The sequence below is a fragment of the Micromonospora sp. NPDC023644 genome (assembly GCF_040640115.1).
Lineage (GTDB): Bacteria > Actinomycetota > Actinomycetes > Mycobacteriales > Micromonosporaceae > Micromonospora.
This window is the reverse complement of record NZ_JBFABA010000009.1, coordinates 1-15,183: the sequence shown is the minus strand read 5'-3', so window position 1 is coordinate 15,183 and position 15,183 is coordinate 1. Positions and strand designations below refer to the sequence as shown.

15 protein-coding genes and 1 pseudogene are annotated in these 15,183 nt (G+C 74.2%); 3 read left to right on the top strand and 13 right to left on the bottom strand.

Going from position 1 to position 15,183, the window contains the following annotated elements:
• Positions 1-32: 32 nt before the first annotated feature.
• Complete coding sequence (locus AB0G08_RS09740; protein WP_358085654.1) at positions 33-1,865, top strand: hypothetical protein; 1,833 nt, start codon at positions 33-35, stop codon at positions 1,863-1,865.
• A gap of 96 nt (positions 1,866-1,961) precedes the next feature.
• On the opposite strand, the gene AB0G08_RS09735 is transcribed toward AB0G08_RS09740, so the two are convergent.
• The 13 genes and pseudogenes from AB0G08_RS09735 to AB0G08_RS09675 all read right to left on the bottom strand — a co-directional run bounded on the left by AB0G08_RS09735 (position 1,962) and on the right by AB0G08_RS09675 (position 13,495).
• Entirely contained in the window at positions 1,962-3,299 is a 1,338-nt protein-coding gene (locus AB0G08_RS09735; RefSeq protein WP_358085651.1) for an NAD(P)/FAD-dependent oxidoreductase, read from the bottom strand.
• Between the two features lie 104 nt (positions 3,300-3,403).
• Positions 3,404-3,964 carry a hypothetical protein gene (locus AB0G08_RS09730; protein WP_358085931.1) on the bottom strand — a complete coding sequence of 187 codons (561 nt, stop codon included), beginning with the start codon at positions 3,962-3,964 and terminating at the stop codon, positions 3,404-3,406.
• A 126-nt stretch (positions 3,965-4,090) separates the two neighbouring features.
• Entirely contained in the window at positions 4,091-5,521 is a 1,431-nt protein-coding gene (locus AB0G08_RS09725; RefSeq protein ID WP_358085648.1) for a DUF58 domain-containing protein, read from the bottom strand.
• A complete protein-coding gene (locus AB0G08_RS09720) occupies positions 5,521-6,525 on the bottom strand; it encodes a MoxR family ATPase (protein WP_357867969.1) in 1,005 nt (334 codons plus the stop codon). The genes AB0G08_RS09725 and AB0G08_RS09720 overlap by 1 nt, the downstream gene beginning before the upstream one ends.
• Entirely contained in the window at positions 6,522-7,106 is a 585-nt protein-coding gene (locus AB0G08_RS09715; protein WP_358085644.1) for a hypothetical protein, read from the bottom strand. The genes AB0G08_RS09720 and AB0G08_RS09715 overlap by 4 nt, the downstream gene beginning before the upstream one ends.
• Before the next feature lie 64 nt (positions 7,107-7,170).
• Positions 7,171-7,914 carry a DUF4129 domain-containing protein gene (locus tag AB0G08_RS09710; RefSeq protein ID WP_358085641.1) on the bottom strand — a complete coding sequence of 248 codons (744 nt, stop codon included), beginning with the start codon at positions 7,912-7,914 and terminating at the stop codon, positions 7,171-7,173.
• Positions 7,915-7,992: 78 nt separating this feature from the next.
• On the bottom strand, positions 7,993-8,706 hold the full coding sequence (locus tag AB0G08_RS09705; RefSeq protein WP_358085929.1) for a uracil-DNA glycosylase: 714 nt from the start codon (positions 8,704-8,706) through the stop codon (positions 7,993-7,995).
• Positions 8,707-8,725: 19 nt separating this feature from the next.
• Entirely contained in the window at positions 8,726-9,412 is a 687-nt protein-coding gene (locus AB0G08_RS09700; RefSeq protein ID WP_358085638.1) for a dienelactone hydrolase family protein, read from the bottom strand.
• A gap of 201 nt (positions 9,413-9,613) precedes the next feature.
• Positions 9,614-10,003: pseudogene (locus AB0G08_RS09695) on the bottom strand (hypothetical protein); the annotation flags it as partial.
• Positions 10,004-10,201: 198 nt separating this feature from the next.
• Positions 10,202-11,224, bottom strand: a complete 1,023-nt coding sequence (locus AB0G08_RS09690) for a hypothetical protein (RefSeq protein ID WP_358085635.1) — start codon at positions 11,222-11,224, stop codon at positions 10,202-10,204.
• Entirely contained in the window at positions 11,221-11,553 is a 333-nt protein-coding gene (locus AB0G08_RS09685) for a PadR family transcriptional regulator (RefSeq protein WP_357867987.1), read from the bottom strand. Before AB0G08_RS09685 ends, AB0G08_RS09690 begins: the two co-directional genes overlap by 4 nt.
• 70 nt (positions 11,554-11,623) lie before the next feature.
• The gene (locus tag AB0G08_RS09680) at positions 11,624-12,412 is read right to left on the bottom strand and encodes a hypothetical protein (RefSeq protein ID WP_358085632.1); all 789 of its coding nucleotides are present in this window, start codon (positions 12,410-12,412) and stop codon (positions 11,624-11,626) included.
• Positions 12,413-12,526: 114 nt separating this feature from the next.
• The gene (locus tag AB0G08_RS09675) at positions 12,527-13,495 is read right to left on the bottom strand and encodes a helix-turn-helix domain-containing protein (protein ID WP_358085629.1); all 969 of its coding nucleotides are present in this window, start codon (positions 13,493-13,495) and stop codon (positions 12,527-12,529) included.
• Positions 13,496-13,608: 113 nt separating this feature from the next.
• Here AB0G08_RS09675 and AB0G08_RS09670 point away from each other — a divergent pair, with 113 nt between their 5' ends.
• The gene (locus AB0G08_RS09670; protein WP_358085626.1) at positions 13,609-14,583 is read left to right on the top strand and encodes an NADP-dependent oxidoreductase; all 975 of its coding nucleotides are present in this window, start codon (positions 13,609-13,611) and stop codon (positions 14,581-14,583) included.
• Positions 14,584-14,651: 68 nt separating this feature from the next.
• On the top strand, positions 14,652-15,065 hold the full coding sequence (locus AB0G08_RS09665; RefSeq protein ID WP_358085623.1) for a nuclear transport factor 2 family protein: 414 nt from the start codon (positions 14,652-14,654) through the stop codon (positions 15,063-15,065).
• The last annotated feature ends 118 nt before the right edge of the window (positions 15,066-15,183 follow it).

Here is a 15,183-nt window from a genome sequence, read left to right as displayed (position 1 = left end):
CCCGGCGGGCGGGTCGCACTAGGGTCGAGACCGTGAGCAGCGCAGCCCCCACGGCCCCCGACGCCGTTCCTGACCAGGCTGTCCTCGCCGCCGACCGGCCGCCCCGCCGGCTCCGGCCGGCGCGCCTGCTGACCGCCGTCCGCCGCCGCCGGACGGACGTCACCGTCGCGCTGCTCTTCGTGGCGCTGGCCGGCTGGCTCACCCACGGGCTCTGGCCCGACCCGGCCGCCCGGGTGCTGGCGCTCAACCCGGAGGACCAGGCCCTCTACGAGTGGTTCCTCGCCGTCGACTCCCGGGCGCTGCTCGGCGACTTCGACCTGCTCACCCGGCGGCTCAACGCGCCGGACGGGGTCAACCTGATGACCAACACCACGGTCATCGCGCTCGGGGTGCTCCTCGCCCCGGTGACCCTGCTGTTCGGCGCGCCGGTCACCTTCGCCCTGCTGGCCATGGCGAACCTGGCCGGCACCGCCATCGCCTGGTACCTGCTCTTCACCCGGGTGCTGCGTGCCCGCCGGGTCGCCGCCGCGCTCGGGGCGGCGCTCTGCGGCTTCGGCCCGGGAATGGTCTCGCAGACCAACAGCCACCTGCACATGACCGCGCAGTGGCTGGTTCCGGTGATCGTCTGGCTGGTGGTCCGCCTGCTGCGGGCCGCCGACCCGGCGGGCACCCCCGACGGGCCGGACCGCCGGCGGATGGTCAGCTCGGCCGTCGGCCTGGCGGCGGCGGTCACGGCGCAGGTCTTCGTCGGCGAGGAGGTGCTCTTCCTCTGCGCGGTCACGCTGCTGGTGATGGCAATCACCTACGCGGTGGCGGACCGGAACCTGGCCCGCCGCGCCCTGCCCGGCTTCGCCGGCGGGATGCTGCTCGCCGCCGGGCTGGCCCTGCTCGTGCTGGCCTGGCCGCTGTGGTTCCAGTTCGCCGGCCCGCAGGGCGTTGCGGACGGGATGTTCAGCCCGCACTACTTCTCGGCGGACCTGCGCAGCTGGTGGACGGTCTCGCCGCTGTCGATCGCGGGCGGCGACGGGGCCGCCCGGCTGACCACCGGGCCGGCCGAGTACAACACCTTCCTCGGGCTGCCCCTGCTGCTGGTCGCCGCCGCCTGCGCGCTCTGGCTGGGCCGCCGCCCGCTGGTCGTCGCGTGCGTGGTCGGGACGCTGGTGACGGGGGCGCTGTCGCTCGGCCCCCGGGTGGTCGTCGACGGCGAGCACACCGCCGTGCCGGGCCCGTACGCCCTGCTCTCGGGGCTGCCCGTGGTGGACGGTGCGCTGCCGATGCGGTTCGCCCTCGCGGTGCTCCCGCTGGTCGCCACGCTGCTGGTGCTGGCGGTCGACCGGGCGCTGCGCGGCACCGGCCTGGCCCGCCGGCTGGTGCCCGCCGGGGTCGCCGTGGCGCTGCTGCCGCTGCTGCCGACGCCGCTGCCCACCGCCGAGCGGCCGCCGCTGCCCGAGTTCGTCACCGGTGGGCACTGGCGCCAGTGCGTCGAGCCGGGCGGGGTGCTGGTGCCGGTCCCGCTCGCCACGCCCAAGCAGCCCTGGCCGATGCGCTGGGCGACCGCCGCCGACGCGGCGTTCGGCATGCCGGAGGGCTTCTTCATCGGCCCGTACGGCCGCAACGGCACGGCGGCGATGGGCACGTACTCGCAGCCCACCTCGGCGCTGCTCGCCGAGGTCGCCAGGCGCGGCGGGCAACCGGTCGTCGACGACCCACAGCGCCGGCAGGCCGCGGAGGACGCGAAGTTCTGGGGCGCCTCCTGCGTGGCGCTGGCCGTCGACACGCCGCACGCCGACAGCCTGCGCGGCACGCTGGAGCAGCTCTACGGGCCCGCCACCCGGATCGCCGACGCCTGGACCTGGCGCGTCTGACCCGCACCGGGTCGCGCAGCCGCAGCCCCGCGCGCCGACGGCCGGACATGCGAAAGCCCTCTCCACCCGGAGGCGGAGAGGGCTTCGCGTGCTCCGTCAGGCGGCGCGGCCGGCGCCGACCGGCGGCTGGGACGCCTCGGCGAACTCCTCGCGCGGATCGTGCAGCTGACCGAGGGCGACCACCTCACGCTTGAGGACGAACGCCAGCGTCCAGTCGACCACGACCCGGACCTTGCGGTTGAACGACGGGATCCGGCTCATGTGGTACGTCCGGTGCATGAACCACGCCGGCCAGCCGGTCATCTTGATCCCGTAGACCTGGGCCACGCCCTTGTGCAGGCCGAGGCTGGCGACGCTGCCGGCGTGCTTGTGCTTGTACTCCACCGGCTCCCGGCCGCGCACGACGTTGACGATGTTGTCGGCCATCCGGGCGGCCTGGCGGACCGCGTGCTGGGCGCTCGGCGAGCAGTAGTTGCCGGGCTCCTTGGTCAGGTCCGGCACGGCCGCGCAGTCACCGGCGCTCCAGGCGCCCTCGACCACCCGGTCGCCGTCGACCACCTGGAGGGTCGGCAGGCAGGTGACCCGCCGCCGCTCGTCGCGGGGGAAGTCCGTCGCGTCCAGCATCGGCGACGGCTTCACGCCGGCCGTCCAGACGATGGTGTCGGAGCGGAAGCTGTCGCCGTCGGAGAGCTTCACGACCCCGTCGAGGCAGGACTCCAGGCGGGTGTCCAGCCGGATGTCCATGTTCCGCTTGAGCAGCTGCTGCACCGTGTAGGCGCCCATGTCCCGGTCGACCTCGGGCAGCACCCGCTGGGTCGCCTCGACCAGCACCCAGCGCATGTCCTCCGGCTTGAGCTCCGGGTAGTACTTCAGCGCGTCCCGGGCCATGTCCTCCATCTCGGCGAGCGCCTCGATGCCGGCGTACCCGCCGCCGACGAAGGTGAACGTCAGCGCGGAGCGCCGGACGGCCGGGTCCGGCGTGGCAGCGGCCACGTCGAGCCGGTCCAGCACGTGGTTGCGCAGGTAGATGGCCTCGCCGATGGTCTTGAAGCCGATGCCGTGCTCGTGCAGGCCGGGGATCGGCAGCGTCCGGGACACCGAGCCCGGGGCGACGACGACGTGGTCGTACGGGATCTCCCGGGTGGGGCCGCTGATGGGCTGCACCACGGCGGTCTTGCGGGCGTGGTCGATGCGGGTGACCGTGCCCGCCACCACCTTGCACCGCCGCAACTCCCGCCGCAGCGGCACCACGGAGTGCCGGGGCGAGATGTTGCCGGCCGCCGCCTCGGGCAGGAACGGCTGGTAGGTCATGTGGGGCTGAGGGTCCACCACGACGACCTCGGCCTCTCGGGAGCTGAGCTTCTTCGACAGGCGCAGGGCCGCGTAGAGACCGACGTGCCCGGCACCCACCACAAGGATCCGCTTCGGGTTCACGTCATCTATCTTTCCCCGCGCGGCCCGGCTAATCCCGCTCGCGCCCCTTCTCTGTGACGGAGCACAACCCCTGTGACCTGCACGACTTCACCCGGAAGGGGCTGTCACCTGCGGCGCAGCAGCCACCCCAGCAACGCCACCACCGCCACCGCCACCGCCAGCCCGACCACCGTCGCCGCCTGGTGTCCGGCGTCACCGGCGAGCCCGCCGACCTCGACCAACAGCACACCGAGCACGAAGGTGGCCAGCAGCACCGCGCCCGCCCGGGCCAGCCACCGCACGATCAGGTCCGGGTCGACCACCGCGTCGTACGGCAGCACGGCGGCCAGCGCGCAGAGGGTGTGGGTGAGGTAGAGTACCGCCGCCACGGCGAGCAGCCGCCAGAGGGCGATCGGCCGGCCGTAACCGTCGGTGGCGACCAGCCAGCCGCCGACCGTGACCAGCGCCGCGAAGGTCGGCCAGACCCGGCGCGGCCCGACCGCCGGCAGCACCGCCACCGCCAGGAGGGCGAGCAGCGGCCGCCCGAGGAGCACCTCCGACGGGTACGCCAGCACGAGGCCGACCAGCACGGTGAGGAAGATGCCGGCGCGCACCAGCAGCGGCGTCAGGCTGATCCGGGTGGCGGCGTGGCGCAGCGCCCGGACCCGCTCGGTGACGGCGTCCACCGGCGCGCTCACCGGGCCCGCCTTTCGTTCGCGACTGCGGGACTCCGCTGCGCTACATTCCTCGCGCTCACCGGGCCCGCCTTTCGTTCGCGACTGCGGGACTCCGCTGCGCTACATTCCTCGCGCTCACCGGGCCACCCTCGGGGCGGTCGCCAGGCGGGCCACGTCCCGCAGCACCTCGTCGAGGCTGCCCGCGCCGGCCCAGCGCACCACCGGCACGCCGTGCTCCCGCAGCTGCCCGATCATCGTGTCCCGGTCCAGCCGCCACAGCCGGTACGCCACCTCGGCCCAGCCCCGGTCCTTCGGCGGGGCGAGGTCCGCCGGCAGGGTGTCCACCGCGACCACGAACCGACCGGAGCGGGCCAGCCGGGCGAGCATCTGCGCCGACCGCTCGTCGAGCAGCGGGGTGAGCACCACCACCAGCGCGTCCGCCGAGAGCAGCTGCGGCCCGAACACCTGGTCGTACGGCTCGTGCGGGGAGGACTCCGCCCGCACCTCCAGCAGCCACTCCAGGACGGTGAGGTACTGCCGGCGGCCGGTGGCCGGGCGCAGCCGGCGCGCGGCCGGGCCGTACTCGAGCATCGAGACCCGGTCGCCGCGGTGCAGGTAGTGCTCGGCGATGGCGGCGGCGGCCCGGACGGTGGTGTCCAGCACGGAGGCGGCACCGGAGACGCCCCCCGAGCGGCCCGCCTCGGCGAGCACGTCGAGCAGCACCACCACCTCGGCGTCGCGGTCGGAGAGGGTGGCCGCCACGTGCAGTTGCCGGGCGCGCAGCGAGACCCGCCAGTCGATGCGGCGTAGCCGGTCCCCCGGCGCGAAGACCCGTACGCCGGCCAGCTCGCCGCCCTCGCCGGGCCGGCGCGAGTGGTGCGCGCCGACCAGGCCGGCGGCCCGGGGCATCGCCTCGACGGCGTCGAACGGCTCGGTCTTCGGGTAGACCCGCAGCCGGGCCGGCTCGGCGATCACGGCGCGGGAGACCAGCAGCCCCTGCGCGGCGGCCACGCGTGCGCCCGCCGGGCCGACGGGGTGCCGGCCCCAGCGCAGCGCCCTGCCGGTCAGCTCCAGGTCCACGGCCGCGGCCGTCGGGACGGCCGTCACGAAGGGCCGCTCGGCGACGGACGGGACGGCCGCCGAACCCGCCCCGGACGCCGCGGTCGCCGCGGTCGCCGCGGTCGCCCCGGCGATCGTCGCCCGCTCGATGCGCAGCCACGGCGAGACCCGGCTGCGGATGACCGCCACGTCGTAGTCGAGCAGGTCGGGGTTGCCGACGGTGACCGTGCCGGTCAGCTCGCCGCCCTCGACCAGGTGGCCCTCGTCGGCGGAGATCCAGACCTGCGGCAGGGCGGTCGGCCGGCGGCGCAGCGCGTACGCGGTGCCGATCGCGAACGGGGCGGCCAGCACGACCAGGTCGACCCGGCCGAGGAGCACCCCGGCGATCAGCAACAGCCCGGTCAGCAGGACCGCCCGGCCCAGCGCCCAGGTGGGCGCCCAGCCGGCCGCGGGCTCCGGCCCCTGCGACGGCGACTCGCCCCGGGGCGACACGGCGGGCGCGACCATCAGTGCCCGGGGCCGGCGGCGTAGCTGGGCAGCGCGCCGCTGGCGGGGGCCGGGGTGGCCTCCAGCACCTCGCCGACCACGAAGGACGGGTCGACGCGGCGCAGCCACATCTCCGGGCGCAGCGTGATCCGGTGCGCCAGGGCGGGCGCCGCGACCTCCTTGACGTCCTCCGGCACCACGTAGTCGCGGCCGGCCATGACGGCCCGGACGCGGGACAGCAGCAGCAGCGCCAGCGAGCCGCGCGGCGAGGCGCCCACCAGCACCGACGGGTGCTCGCGGGTGGCGGCGGTCAGCGCGACGATGTAGCGGCCGATGGAGTCCTCCACGACCACGTCCTCCAGCGCGGCCTGCATGGCGCGCAGGGTCTCCGCGTCGACCACCGGTTTGATGTCCGCCTCCTCGCGGCGGCGGGCCATCCGCCGGCGCAGCACCTCCCACTCCTCCTCGGCCTCGGGATAGCCGAAGGAGACGCGGAGCAGGAACCGGTCGAGCTGCGCCTCCGGCAGCGGATAGGTGCCCTCGTACTCGATGGGGTTGGCGGTGGCCAGCACGTGGAACGGCTCGTCCAGCTTGTACGTCACGCCCTCCACCGAGACCTGCTTCTCCTGCATCGCCTCCAGCAGGGCCGACTGGGTCTTCGGCGGGGTCCGGTTGATCTCGTCGGCGAGGAGCAGGTTGGTGAAGACCGGCCCGGCCCGGAACGCGAAGTCGCCGCTGCGCTGGTCGTACAGGAACGAGCCCGTCACGTCGGCCGGCAGCAGGTCGGGGGTGAACTGGAGCCGGCGGAAGTCAAGCCCGAGCGCCTGCGCGAAGGACCGCGCGGTCAGCGTCTTGCCGAGGCCCGGCAAATCCTCCAGCAGTACGTGCCCGCCGGCCAGGATCCCGGCGAGGACCAGCTCCAGCGCGTCCCGCTTGCCGACCACGACCTGACCGACCGCCTCGAGCACCGACCGGGCGAGGTGGCCGACCTCGGCGGCGGGCATGCTGCGGTCCACGTCGTTCATATCTTCTCCAGTTCGGCGACGATCGCCGCGAGGTCGCGCGGCGACGGGGGGCGGCGGGAGGGGGTGCTGAGGAAGGCCCAGAGCCGGTCGCCGAGCAGGGCCCGCGCCCGCTCCGGGTCGGATTCGCGGGTCAGGCCGTGGCGCTGGCGCAGCCGCTCGTCGGCCAGTTCGCCGATCCGGGGCAGGATCCGCTCGGCGAACCGCTTCCGGTCCCTGCCGGCCCAGTCCAGCGGCCGTTCCCAGCCGTTGATCGCGGCGCGCAGCGCGTCCCGGGCGCCCCAGTTCCAGGTGCCGTCGTCGTCGGCGGCCGGACCCCGGCCGCCGGAGCGGGGCGGGGGCGGGGGCGCGAGGGCGGCGACGACCCGGCGGACCAGGAACAGCGCGACCACCCCGGCCACGAGGACCGGCAGGGAGACCCGGAGGCCGACCACGCGCAGGCCGGCGACCAGCACGACCACGACGGCCGCGACGCCGGCCAGGGTGCGGAGCACCTGACCCGCCCGTCCGCCCCGGGACCGCTCGGCGGGCGCCGGCCGCTCCTCCTCGAAGCTGAGCAGGTCGTCGATGCTGGTGCTGCTCACCGCGCCACCTCGCCACGCCGGGCGGGTGTCGGCCACGCCCCGGTCACGCGGGCACCCGTCCCGGTCACGCGGGCACCTCGACGTCGTCGTCGACCACCGCGGTCAACTCGCCGCGCAGCCGGCGCAGCGCCGCCCGGGCCTGGTCGCGGGTGCGCTCGTCGACCTCCCGGGTGGCGTACCGGGCCTCGCGGTAGACGTGCGCGAACTCGGCCAGCACGTCGGCGCTGGCGATGGCCGGGACCCCCGCCGACGGGTCGCCCCGCAGCAGGCGGGTGACCAGGTCGGTGGGGGTGTCGCCGGCCAGCCGGGGCACGCCCGCCCCGGCGGCGGCCTCCTCCAGGCGCACCCAGCAGGCGATCACCGCCGTGCGGGGATCGGTGTCCCGGTCGTCCAGCACCTCCAGGCCCGCGTCGAGGGCGGCGGCCACCTCGCGGGCGGTGCCCTCGGGCGTACGCCGGGGCCGCCGGGCCGGCAGCGCCCGGGTGGTGCGCCGCATCGCGCCCCGGACCAGCGTCCAGGTGAGGTAGCCGAACGCGGCGAGCAGAGCCAGCCCGAGCAGCACGACGACGGCGGTGACGACCCACTGCGGGATCCGCGCCCCGGTGGCCTCGGCGGTGTCCCGGGGCTCCACGGGGATCGAGGGGACCGGCTCGGCGGTCGGATACTCCGGGATGTAGGGGATGTTGTCGGCGGCGGGCGGGACCCGGCTGGCGCCGATCGACGAGTGGGCGGACGACAGCGCGGCGACGGCCAGCAGGAGCACCACCGCCGCGACCGGCCACCACCTGCGCAGGACGCTGAGTTCCATCGAGGGCTACCTCCGGGCCACCAGGGCGGGTCGCACGGGCCGACGCGTCGCGTCCGTCATCGCCACCGCCCCCACGCCTCAGTCCACCCCGGCCAGTTCCTTGGCCCGGGCGAACACGTCGTCCAGCATCCCTGGTGTCAGCCGCCCGGTGAAGGTGTTCTGCTGGCTGACGTGGTAGCAGCCGAGCAGCTCCGGCGCGCCCGTGCCGGACCAGTGTGCCCCATGGCCGAACGCCGGTCGCGGGCTGGGCGGGCGCTGGCCGTACACCTGGCGCAGCACCGGCCACCACGCGGCCCACGCGAAGGCGCCCAGCGCGACCACGACGCGCAGGGTGGGCCGGATCAGCGTCACCTCGCGGTGCAGCCACGGCGCGCACGTGTCCCGCTCGTCCGGGGTGGGCTTGTTGTCCGGCGGCGCGCAGCGCACGGCGGAGAAGATCCGCAGGTCGCGCAGGGTCAGCCCGTCGTCGGCGGCGACGCTGGTCGGCTGGTTGGCCAACCCGGCCCGGTGCAGCGCGGCGAACAGGACGTCACCGGAGCGGTCGCCGGTGAAGATGCGGCCCGTGCGGTTGCCGCCGTGCGCGGCGGGCGCCAGGCCGAGGATGGCGATGCGCGCGTCGGGGACGCCGAGACCGGGCACCGGGCGGCCCCAGTACTCCTGGTCGCGGAACGCCGCCCGGCGGGTGCGGGCCACCTCCTCCCGCCACCGCACGAGGCGAGGGCAGGCGAAGCAGTCGCTGACCTCCGCGTCGAGGTCGGCCAGGTCGGTCGCCCGCGCGGCGCGGGCGACCACCTCGTCGGGCGTACGGGGCTCAGCCAAGCTTGGCCCGGAAGAGTTCGAGGGTGCGGGCCCAGGCGGTGGCGGCGGCGCGCTGGTCGAAGTGCTCCGGCCGGTCCTCGTTGAAGAAGGCGTGCGAGGTGCCCGGGTAGTCGTAGGTCTGGCAGGTGCCGCCGGCGGTCTCGATGGCGCGACGGACGGTCCGCACGCCGTCGGCGGCGGAGGTGCCGTCCTCTTCGGAGCAGTGGATGAGCGCCGCCTTGCCCGCGTAGTCGGCCCACTCGGAGCGCATCCCGTCCCAGGGCAGCCGGGGGTAGAAGGCGGCGGTGGCGACGATCCGCTCGGAACGGCTCGCCGCCCAGAGGGCCAGGCTCGCGCCGGCGCAGAAGCCCGCGCAGCCCACCTTGCCGGTGACCTCGGGCCGCCCGGTCAGGTAGTCCGCCGCGCCGGCGATGTCCGCCGCCGCCTCGTCCATCTGCGAGCTGTTCAACATCTGCCGGGGCTCACTCGGCTTGCTGGCCGGGCCGCCGTGCCGGAAGTCCGGGGCGAGTGCGACGAAGCCGGCCTCGGCGAAGCGGTCCACGACCGCCCGGACGTGCGGCACCAGGCCCCACCAGTCCTGGATGACGATGACCGCAGGGCTGGTCGCACCGCCGGAGGGTATCGCGAGATACCCCTCGCTCGTCCCCCCGTTGCCGCGGTAGCTCACCATCTCGCCCATCGGCCGTCCTCCTAGCGGTCAGTCATCGTCGGCTGGTCGCACAGTGGTGCTACGTGCCGGTAGCCTGCCACGCCGTGAGCGCCCCGGGGAAGACGCCGGAACAGTGGCATTCACCTCCTGTTCGCCCCCCGTCCCCACGGACGCCGACGGCGGCGCGGACGATGTCCGCGCCGCCGTCGGCGGTGTCGTGGTGCCGGGCGATCAGGCCTTCTTCGTCAGGCAGAGCAGGTAGCCGGTCTTGCCGGGCTCGATGCTGTAGTAGACGTAGCCCTCCTGCCCCTCCTTGATGTACTGCCCGCACGCCTCGCCGGAGCGGGCCTGCGCCTGGGTCTGCCCGTCGACGCGGCCGACCACGTTGTAGATCGCGTCGGTGGAGGTGCACTCGACGACCTTCGCGCCGTCGACCTCCTCCTCCTTGGTGCCGGTCACCTCGGGCAGCTCGGCGATGCAGTCGCCGACCTTGGCCTCGGCGGTCTCGTCCTTGTTGAAGAAGTTGCCGATGGCCGAGCCGATGCCGAACTTGAGACCCGCGACGACCAGGAACACGACGATCGCGCCCACGATGCCGAGCAGCTTCTTGGACCCGGACTTCTCCGCCGGGGGCGGCGCCTGGACGGCCGACGGGGGCTGGGTGGCGTCCGGCGCGGGGGGCGGTGCGACCTGCTCTGACACGCGTTTTCCTTCCGGGGGGTGAGTGAGCAGACGACACCGTAGCGACCGGGACCGACAGCCGTTGCCCCGCTGGACTCATCCGTTCAGCTATTTCCCAGCTTCACGGCATGATCCGCTTCACGTCCGGCTCGGGGCCGGCGTGCCGGTCGGCGTCGCCGTCGGCGCGGATCCCGTGGTCGGGGCGCCGCTCGGGGTGGGCGTGGGCTCGGCCGGGTCCTCCGACGCGGTGGGCGGCGGCAACGGTGGCACGCCCGTCGACGGCAGGGAACCCACCGGCGCCCGGGGCGCGAACGGCGCCTGCTGCGGGCAGTACGGGTAGGAGCGCAGCAGCGGGTTGCCGAGGCCGTTCGGGTCCCGCGCGTCCAGGCAGTCCGGGTAGCCGAGGCGGATCGGGTCGCCGTTCTGGTCGAAGAGCCGGGCGTTCTCCACCAGCCGGCCCTCCCGGTCGTAGACGAAGACGTCCCGGACGTGGTCGTACCGGTCGTCGATCGAGATCTGCTCGTAGCCGAGGTCGCCGCTGCCGACCCTGCCGTTCATGTCCGCCAGGCCGACCAGCCCGAAGATCACCAGCACCGCCGTGCCGGCGTGCAACATCCGCCGCTTGGGCCGGGTCAGGCCCGGCGTGTGGTGGCCGAGCCAGATCGAGGCGAGCACGCTGCCGGCGAGCAGCACCAGGCCCGCCAGCAGGCTGCCGTTGAGCTCGGGCAGCACACCGAACGTGTCGCCGGTCGTGACCACCGTGACGAGCATGGCGGCCAGGTAGCCGCGCAGCACCCACCACGCCGGCCGGAGCAGCCGGAGGAACTCGCTCGCCGTGGCGTACCCGAGGGGTGGTCCGAGTTGGACGTCCCAGCGGTGCGCCCGCGCGCGCAACCGGTCCACGGCGGGACCGAGGCGCCGGTCCAGGCGGCGCCCGCCGGTGGCGGCGACGCCGACCCCGGCGGCGGCGCGCAGCTCGGCCGCGTACGCCTCGGGCTCGCCGAGCCGGTCGACCAGCGAGCCGTCGGCCTCGGCGGCGACCTCGGCGAGGTGCTCCGGCAGGTCCTCGGTCAACTCGTCGCGGTGTGCCGGCGGCAGGTCGGCCAGCGCGGCCCGGACCCGTCCGGCGTAGTCCGCGATTTCCTGCTCCGTGACGGTCATGCCGCCATCCCCCGATCGTCGAGCAGTGCGTCCATGGTGGTGGCGAACGAGCGCCAGAGCTTGCCGGAGCGGGTCAGCTGGTCCCGGCCGGCGGCGTTGAGGGAGTAGTACTTGCGGTGCGGGCCGGACTCGCTCGGCACGACGTAGGTGGTCAGCAGGCCGGCGGCGTAGAGCCGGCGCAGCGTGCCGTAGACCGAGGCGTCGCCGACCTCCTGCAACCCGGCCTCGCGCAGCCGGCGCAGGATGTCGTAGCCGTAGCCGTCCTCCTCCCGGAGCACGGCGAGGACCGCGAGATCCAGTACGCCCTTCAGCAGTTGCGTGGTGTCCACGCAATGCACACTAGTACGCAATGCGAAGTACCGTCAAAGGAACGCGCCGCGCGGGGTGAGGGTGTTCCGTTCAGGCGGGTGTCAGGCGCCAGTAGCCGAACGGGTTGTGGAAGAGGTCGTCGGTCTCGTGACGGTCGTCCGGGCGGTGCTCCAGCAGCCAACGCGGGGAGTCGGCGCTGAGGCGGAACCCTTCGCCGTCGGCCATCTCCGCCGCCCGCTCGTCGGTCAGGAGGTAGAGCGCCAGCGTGTCCAGCAGGGTGACGCGGTCCTCGACCCCGCCGTCGGTGGTCAGCAGTTCCACGTCGGGCGCGCCGAGCAGATGCATGCCGCAGCTGTACGACGACTCGCCGGCGCGGATCGGTCGCTTGACCGAGGCGCGGTACAGCACGCCGGCCAGCTCCGCGTCCGTCGTGGCGGCCGCCGCCTCGTCAGCCAGGGAGAGCCACCGGTCCCGGCCGTGCGCGACACCGTTGCTCTCGTTCTTCACAGCGGTGGCACCGGAGCGCAGGAGCGCGGCCGACACGGCCAGCGCCGCGCGCGAGACCTCCAGCAGCGTCGGCCGCAACAGCTCCGGCGGCATCGTGACCGCCCGCAGGGGCCGGGACAGCACGTACGCGACGCTGTCGTGCGCCGCTACCGCCTCCCAGTCGGCGTCGGTGAAGCTGGCGCCGGCCAGGCTCGCCTCGAACGCGTAGGACATCCGCGGGTCGTGCTCCCGCTCGGAGTACTCGTCGTCGAGCGTGAAGCCGGCCGCGGCTCCCGCCTCGGCCGCGACCTTGCCCACCGTGTCGAAGTCCAAGCCGACGCCGAGCACGCACAGCACCGGACGGGGCAACAGCTGATCGGGATCGGCGAGCATGGCGAGACCATACCGGTGACCCCCGTCGCGCGGTGGGGTCGCCGGCATCCCTGCTGATCCACCGCCGGCCTCGCGTCATCGGCTGCGTACGGCGGCACGCAGGCGGCTCCGGCGCTATCGGTCCGCCGAGGCGGGGCGGAACGTTCGCCGATAGGCACGCGGCGAGACCCCGGTGGCGGCCAACAGGTGCTGCCGGAGCGAACCACCCGAGCCGAACCCGGCCTGCTCGGCGATCCTGTCGACCGGGAGGTCCGAGCTCTCCAGCAGCTCCCGGGCGCGTTCGACCCGCTGCTGGGTGAGCCACGTCATCGGGCTCACCCCCACTTCGTCCTGGAACCGCCTGCTGAACGTCCGCACGCTCATGTTCGACCGGGCGGCGAGCTCAGCCAGGGTCAACGGGCGATCGAGGTGTTCGAGCGCCCACACTCGGGCCTGTGCCGTCGTCGAGTCCGCCTCGACCATCGGGCGCCGGATGTACTGGGCCTGGCCCCCGTCGCGCCAGGGTGGCACCACGCAGGAACGCGCTGCCTCGTTGGCGATCTCGCTGCCGTGGTCCCGGCGGATCATGTGCAGGCACAGGTCGATCCCCGCCGAGACGCCCGCCGAGGTGAGCACGCTGCCATCGTCGATGAAGAGGACGTCGGCGTTGACCATGAGGTCCGGATACAGGCCCTGAAGGCGGTCGGACTCACGCCAGTGGGTCGTCACCGGGCGTCCGTCGAGGAGGCCTGCCGCCGCCAGGACGAAGGAACCCGTACAGATCGCCATTACCCGCGCGTCGGGGCGGACGAGCCCCAGCGCGTCCCGCAGCGGCACCGGAAGGGCCTTCTCCTCGCCCCACTGCCGCCCGCTCGCGGAGGGCGGGATCACCACGGTGTCCGCCTGGGCCAGCGCGGTGCGGTCGTGGTCCACGGCGATCGCGAAGTCGGCCGAGGTGTCGACAGGGCCGCCGTCGAGCGAGCAGGTGGTCACCGAGTACAGCGGATTGCCGCCGGAGCCGAGGGCGGCGCCGAAGAGGCGCGCGGGGATGGCCAGCTCGAACGGGACGACGCCGGGAAGCGCGAGCACAACGACGCGATGCATGGCCAGATCCTGACACATGTTGTCCATCTGGCCGCGGCAGCGGCACCGCCCCTCCGGAGATGCTGGACGGGCACGGCCGCCTCACGCGGCCGGCACGACAGGTGAGGAGTCCAGTGACAACCAGCTCAGTGCGAGCGCCGTACCGGATGCTCGCCGTCAGCCAGGACGTGGCCGGGGCACCCGACGTCCTGAAGATCATCGAGATGGCGCGTCCGGTCCCCGCACTCGGCGAGATCCTCGTCCGGGTCCACGCCGCGGGGGTGAACCCCACCGACTGGAAGACCCGCGCTCGCGGGCAGTTCGCCACCGGCGCACTCCCCCCGTTCGTCCTGGGCTTCGACGTCTCCGGGGTGGTCGAGGAGGTAGGGCCCGGGGTGACCCTGTTCGCGGCGGGCGACGAGGTGTTCGGCATGCCGCGCTTCCCGCATCCGGCAGGCGCGTACGCGGAGTTCGTGACCGCGCCCGCCCGGCACTTCTGCCGTAAACCGGCGAACATCGACCACACGACCGCCGCCGCGCTGCCCCTGGCGTCCCTGACCGCGTGGCAGGCTCTCGTCGACACCGCCGACATCCGGCCGGGCCAGCGCGTCCTCGTCCATGCCGCCGCTGGCGGAGTCGGGCACCTGGCGGTGCAGATCGCCAAGGCCCGGGGCGCATGGGTCGCCGGCACCGCGAGAGCCGGCAAGCACGACCTTCTTCGCGGACTCGGCGCGGACGAGTTGATCGACTACACGACGGACGACTTCGGCGTCGTCCTCCGGGATTTCGATGTCGTGCTCGACACCATCGGCGGGGACTACACCCCGCGCTCACTGCGCACCCTGCGCAGGGGCGGGATCCTCGTCTCCCTCCTCCCCGTAGCCCCGGACTTCCCCGCCGACCTCGCCGAGGAACTCGGCGTCCGCGCCACCCGGCTCCTCGTCGAGCCCGACCATGCGGGCATGAAGGCGGTCGCGGATCTGGTCGCCCGCGGGCAGCTGCGGCCAGTCGTCGACACGACTCTCCCGCTGCGGGAGGCGGCTCGCGCCCACGAGCGCGGCGAGACCAACAGCACCACCGGAAAGATCGTCCTTTCCGTCATCGCCTGAGGCCCGCCCTCGCACCCGCCCGCGAGGGCGTCAACCAACCACGTCACGCACAGAGGAGTTCCACCCACATGAGCAACGCGACACGTAGCAGCACAGCCGCCGTCGTCGAATCCTTCTTCGCGCGGTTCGGCGCCGGCGACGTACCAGGACTCGTCGACCTCTTCGCCGACACGTTCGACCTCGTGGTCGACGGGACCCCCAACATCCCCTGGTCCGGGCGGCGCTCCGCCCCGGCCGAACTGCCGGACTTCTTCGGCTCGTTCGGACGCGTGCTCGGACCGGCCCAGGAGTACGAGATCACGACGACGGTCGTCGACGGGGGGAACGCGGTCGTGCTCGGACACAACAAGTTCGAGGTCCTCGCCACGGGAAGGTCGTTCACCAACCACTTCGCCCTGCACATCGCCGTCAGGGACGGCAAGATCACGACCTATCACATGTACGAGGACACCTACGCGATCGACGCCGCGTTCGCGGGCTGAGTCGCGGACCGGCTGGCCCGGGTCGAGCCGTGGGGGGGGGGGGGGGCGGGCGCCGGGCCGGCCACCCCCACCCCCGCGCACCCACCCCCGGGCGGGCGGGGGGGCACGGGGAGACGGG